The organism is Oligella sp. HMSC09E12 (assembly GCF_001808505.1).
Classification (GTDB): Bacteria; Pseudomonadota; Gammaproteobacteria; order Burkholderiales; family Burkholderiaceae_B; genus Oligella; species Oligella urethralis.
Genome location: NZ_KV793546.1, coordinates 1 through 5,941 on the forward strand (window position 1 = coordinate 1; position 5,941 = coordinate 5,941).

Below are 5,941 nucleotides of genomic sequence, written 5' to 3' on the forward strand. Positions count from 1 at the left end.
TCGGGTTTGCCAACCTCGCTGGGCAAACACAAAGGCGCCGTACAAGCAACCTTTACGCGCCACATAGGCGAGCATCCCGGGAAAGAAACGTTGCATTCGACGCTGGCGTTTTTCTTCAGTCTGCCCAAATACCTTTATATGTAATGGGTTATCACGCATGGCCTGCGCACACATTGCCACGGCATCTACTAGCTCTTCTTGCTTAAGCGGACGAATGCTTAACTGCTGGACTATGGCTCGATTCAACTCACGCTCCTATTTCATCAAAGCAACCCGCACTTCAACAAGTAGCAAGGCTTCCACAGTTAAATTGTATTCACAGACTGACTGTTTTGCTGCCTATATCATGGCGATCCTGGTAAGCACTATAGCACCTGCGAACAATTACCAGTTATGTACAAAAAATCCGGAGTAAATAAAATGATGTACTTACTCCGGAATCCTTTGTCAATAGAAGTCAATAAGGCAAAATGCTTTATTTAATCGATCTGAGGATTAGCTCGCTTTTTTAAACTTCAACGACATAAACCCTTCAAGCGAATCGTCCTTAATCTCTAACCAAGGTCTTGGCAACTGAGCTGCCATTGTTCCAGTAATTGCTGAAGGATAAGACTTATTTCTAAAGCCCATGATATCAGCCTGTTTATCCTGTAACCAGCGCTTGAATAACTCAGCCTGCTCATGAACTGGAAAACTTGGATAATCGGTTGCTTCTAACAAATCTTGAATGTAGCTTGCTTGAAAGTCAATTGACTTTTCATCCGTATCCAACAACTCGTGACGTGCTAACCATGAGTCAATGTCTTTACGACGAGTGGCTTCATCCGGCAATTCAATTTTACCCATCATGAAATCACGCGCATACCAAGCTTGGGTATCAAACATATTAAATGTGAACCACTGATCCTGCATGCCTAAGTACATCAACTTTGGATTACTTTGGAAAAAGATACCCTTATAAAGGTTATCTGGATACAAACAGTTATGCGTCTCCAAACGCAGCTCATCTGGTAAGAATGGGAAGTGGAAAATATAGCCGGTACACATAATAATGGCATCAAATGGCTGACTACTACCATCCGTAAAATAAACCACATTACCTTCAATACGATCTAAACCCGGCTTTTCAAAAATGCTTTCAGGCCATTCATAACCAAACGTGCCGCTGCGCTGACTGATAGTAACTGTCTTGGCACCATACTTATAACATTGTGAACCAATATCTTCTGCCGAATAACTACCGCCCACTAATAATACATCCTTGCCTTCAAATTCTAAGGCATCACGGAAGTCATGAGCATGCAAAACACGACCAGGGAACTGCTCCAAACCCTCATAATAAGGCATATTTGGAGTAGAGAAATGACCTGTGGCAACAATTACATAATCAAACTCTTCAGATTCTTGCTCACCGGTTTTGTGATTCATTACCGTTACGGTAAACAGTTGGGTTTCATCATCAAAGGTCACCCAACGTACAGGGCACTCGAAACGGATATAATTAAAGATCGCACGTTTATCTAGACGTCCCATGATGTAGTCTTTAAGCACCTCACGCGGCGGATAAGAAGGAATTGGTTGATCAAAATGCTGATCAAAAGAGTAGTCCGCAAACTCTAAACACTCTTTAGGACCGTTAGACCACAGATAACGGTACATACTCCCGTGCACGGGTTCGCCGTTTTTATCAAGACCTGTACGCCATGTGTAGTTCCACATACCGCCCACGTCATTTTGTTTTTCATAACAGACAATTTCTGGCAAATCGGTGACGCCTGCTTTACGCAACGCCTCAAACGCACGTAGTTGGGCTAAACCACTTGGACCCGCACCTAAAATAGCAATTCTCGTTTTACGTTTATTCAAAATAAGATACCACCAATTATTTATACGCTCTATGCTATCTACATCAGAGCGTGTGATTACTGATTAATAGAAAAAATTTGACAGGGCACTAACAACACCCTAACTGATCGCCGCAAATCTCTGCAGCGTAAGATAATTACATAGCATCAATCAATACTAGTACTGATACTAACATGATGATTATAACAGACATAAGCAGATGCTTCAAATGAGGGATAATTTGCTAGCCAGTAAACACTGTACGGAACGTGATTTGCTAGTTTGAGGGTAACCATCCCCTAAATCATTACCGATAACATTTATCACAACTGGCTAATTTACGAGAATGCAAATACAAGAATAACTTATAGCTTACTAGTGCTGGTATCAAATTAATGGCTATTAATACCAAAAAACCAAAATAACTAACATCCCCCAAACCGAACTTTATGGTAAACCATAAAACACTTTCCGCCAGAAACAAATCACCAAGCCAAGAGTAAATAGGGGCAAGCAATAAAAAAGTAAGAATAAAAAAAACTAAAAAAATAAAGAGTCTTACGAACTTAGAGACATGCTGGGGTGTTTTTTGCATAATCAGTTATCGTTCCGTAGATATATAAGTTGAGTATACGGGAGCCTTTGTGTAGCCTGATATAGTGACCCAGAGAATAACGTACAGCCTGCCATGACTATAGGAGGCGTACCCCCGCAACTTAAAGCGGTTTAAAATCCATATCATTCCACAAAAGGTGTTCCTAAAAATGGGGGTCATACACCGTTTAACTCACGTAATACCTCTGGATACCAATTAGCTATTTTTAACAATGTTTGCGCAGCACCACTGGGTTTTCGTCTACCTTGCCCCCATTCTCGCAAGGTGCGAATGGAAATCCCCATCAATTTGGCAAAAGAGTCTTGAGATAAACCTGCATTGATACGAGCTTTAGTGACTTCTGTCACATTGACTTTGGTTGATGAAGCAAACTTCCGGTTTTTCATTTCTCTTACGGATTGAAGAAGGTCTTCTTCAAACTGTTTCATCTCTTTATCATGCATTTGGACACCTCATTTTTCAGTTTAAGCAAAAACTCAGTAGAAAGGTTGTCGAATTTTGCTTTTGTGTACGCTATTAGTAATGTTATTTCACCTACGGACGGGTTGAAGTAGATAACTCTTACACCACCCCGTTTGCCAGAGCCTTGTTTTCCCCAACGTACTTTACGTAAACCACCAGAACCCGGAATAACGTCACCAACTTCAGGATTGCACGTAATCCAATCAATAAACTCCTGTCGCTCCTTATCCGACCAGATAGGTGTAATGACCCAGCATAACTCTCTACCGTAAGGCAACCATAAATCATTTTATTGATTTTATAAAGTGTTGGGATCAACAGTTTATGATCCCAACAAATTTATGGAAATAGCCCAAAATAAGACTAAAAAAACTTAAAGAAAATTAAAGAAATAAAAGCTGCAAAAATGCCACAACCCTTTGATTTCATGGGTCTTATTGAAGATTTTTAAAGGGAATAAAAGGGGAGTAAATTTGACTGATGGTGCTCACGGGGAGAGCCGAAAAGCACTTAAAACAAAAGCTTTCAGGAAGTTAAGTGGGAAAAATGTGGGATTTATACAGTGCCCACAAAATAGCGTTCAGCCAACAATACATAAATCCCTTTGCGTACAACAAACCACATTTTACGGTACACAAAAATAAATGATAAAAAGGGTTGACTAATATTTATAGAGTTATGGTTGACATTGTGGATTAATGATTGTATGCTGTAATTTCTCTACCGAGCATGTAGCCAAAAATACAATTCTCTGCCGTATAGGCAGCCTAAAAAAATGTATTTTAGATAAATACAACTCTCTGCCGTATAGGCAGCTTTCTTAATGTTTTTCAAAGGAAAACCATGCTCGGTAGTCATTCCGTCAAGATTTTTGACGCACGTATAAAACAGCAATCGCTCATTGCTGATATCACAGCGGAAATACCGCATCATTTAGTTTCTTCAAAAACAACACAATTACGCAAAAAATACTGGAGCTTACCAGTTAATGCTGCTGATTTAAAAAAAGAATTCACAGATACAACGGTGCGTATCCCCGGCTTCTCAAGCGGCGTTACACAAATCTTACTACCTTACCGTAATGATTACATTGCCGTTGCGCCGATACCAAGCGCCGGGTTAATTCATGAAGTTTATCAACGACTGCAAGAACAACGGTGTTCTAGTAAGTTTTGGACGATACAGCCCACGCCGCAAGCTATCGGCAATCACGGTGAAGTGCTATTAAAACAAGGTGGCAGAGTACGTATGTTCCATGCCTTTACACGACAGCCGAAAAAGGATACTCCTGTAGACGATGTAGCACTTAGATTCAAGGTTTACCGTGCTAATGTATCAAGCGGCTTTGTTTCATGCGGTATGCCATCAATAGCAGCGGTGGGTGGGTTAGTCCACTCGATTGAGCGAGAATTTGGCGCTCCAATCCAATTTGCGGTGGGTTATCGTGATATTGAGGTTAGCGACTCAGCAACGCTAAGCTCGCAACGCACATCATCAAAAGGCGTGCGTAAAGTGTTAGTAACATCAGAAGTTACGGCCACTATCGAAGTTACCTTGATGCTTAGGAGTGAAAAGGGTGGATTACGTGAACACATGGCGAACAATGGAATAAACCGTTTTGCCGGTGGTGCTGTTTTCGACTATCGCTTAGTTGACAGCGTAAGCGCTAGATTTCTTCAGTCAGTCAAAATTAATAGCAAAAAAAGAGACGCACTTGATGCGGCGATTGCTCTATATAAATTTGGATTACGTAGGGAAAAAACACCCAACACCTTACTGCACTCAGGTTATGCCTTTTTAGAACAACCAAAAAACAGAGAATGCGCACGCAACGGCTACTTATCAGCGTGGGCGGAGCCGGTATTTTCTATTGTGAAATTAGTTGATTTTAATGACGGTTGTTGGTTTTCAAGAAAAGAAAAAGATGGGCTAGTTTACTGGGAAACTGATTAAAAACAGCTGTTGTAAAAATCATAATAAAAAGCTTGACTTGCTGATGTATATACACTATAATACATTTAATGAGTTGAACAACAACTCTAGCAGAAGACTTCTGCGGCCGAAGCTAGCGGTGTCACTAGCATGACAAGGACTAAGACTATGAATACTATCACTATCAAACACTTCGAAGATCTCATCAACAACGGCGACTGGGTTCGCAAGCAAGACCTCGATATCATCGAGCACATAACTACAAGCAAGGAAGTCTGGAATCAAGAAGATGAGGGCTTGGATATTGTACAAGTAAGACACGCTTACGGGTTAGCAACGTTAACCTCAACTTTAGGTGATGTAGTCATCACTTATAATGAGGGCTTCAATTTTGACGAAAACGACCCGGATTCTTTGGCTACAGGCACAGAGGGTATGGACGAAGTGTGGAAAATCGAGGGTGTCACTGTACTTGATGAGGATGGGGAGGAAGTTAGTACTAGCTTCTTAACGGACTATTTAACATGCGAGTTCAGCGACATTGATTACTCAAGTCTAGAGATCAAAGAGATCGAGGACATTGATCTGGACGAGGACAGCGACATGGAAACATTTACACTACAAATTGACAATGCGCCTGATATCCGTTTCACAGGAGAATTGCTAGCTAGCGTAGCTAGCACTGATAATCAGGCGATGGGTAGTAGCTACAGCGGCAGCACTGGTAGATGGACTGAGCTAGAGCTGTATAAAACAGCGGGTGGCAAATTCATTTGTCATCAAATAGGACGCACACGCTGGCAAGGCGAGCGCGACCGCTTCAGCGGCAAAGTTTGCGAAACGATGGCAGAGGTTAAAGAGTTCTTCGGACACCGATGGTTGGCTAAGGAGCTTTACGCAGAGGCTAATATCGAAGATGTGATAGACATCGAATAACATATAACTAACACGGCCCGCAAAATAACCTTGCGGGCTTTTTTACGTACAAAATAAGGACTATGAACACAAAACGCAACACTAACTCCAACACAGAACACAGCCGTAATTTACGTGGCAAAACCGCCAACGCACACAACTCAAGAATGC

At 41.5% G+C, this 5,941-nt stretch carries 4 protein-coding genes and 1 pseudogene; 2 read left to right on the plus strand and 3 right to left on the minus strand.

Annotation, left to right across the window (positions count from 1 at the left end):
• The 3 genes and pseudogenes from HMPREF3179_RS02855 to HMPREF3179_RS02870 form a co-directional block, all read right to left on the minus strand.
• Window positions 1–246 (minus strand): annotated as a pseudogene (locus tag HMPREF3179_RS02855) (hypothetical protein); the annotation flags it as partial.
• 249 nt (window positions 247–495) lie between these two features.
• On the minus strand, window positions 496–1,866 hold the full coding sequence (locus HMPREF3179_RS02860; protein WP_018025725.1) for a flavin-containing monooxygenase: 1,371 nt from the start codon (window positions 1,864–1,866) through the stop codon (window positions 496–498).
• A 750-nt stretch (window positions 1,867–2,616) separates the two neighbouring features.
• Window positions 2,617–2,904, minus strand: a complete 288-nt coding sequence (locus tag HMPREF3179_RS02870; protein ID WP_070469659.1) for a helix-turn-helix domain-containing protein — start codon at window positions 2,902–2,904, stop codon at window positions 2,617–2,619.
• A gap of 862 nt (window positions 2,905–3,766) precedes the next feature.
• On the opposite strand from HMPREF3179_RS02870, the gene HMPREF3179_RS02880 reads away from it, so the two are divergent.
• Window positions 3,767–4,876 (plus strand): hypothetical protein, encoded by a 1,110-nt coding sequence (locus tag HMPREF3179_RS02880; protein ID WP_070469661.1) that lies wholly within the window; start codon window positions 3,767–3,769, stop codon window positions 4,874–4,876.
• A 147-nt stretch (window positions 4,877–5,023) separates the two neighbouring features.
• Complete coding sequence (locus tag HMPREF3179_RS02885) at window positions 5,024–5,791, plus strand: hypothetical protein (RefSeq protein ID WP_070469662.1); 768 nt, start codon at window positions 5,024–5,026, stop codon at window positions 5,789–5,791.
• Window positions 5,792–5,941: the final 150 nt, after the last annotated feature.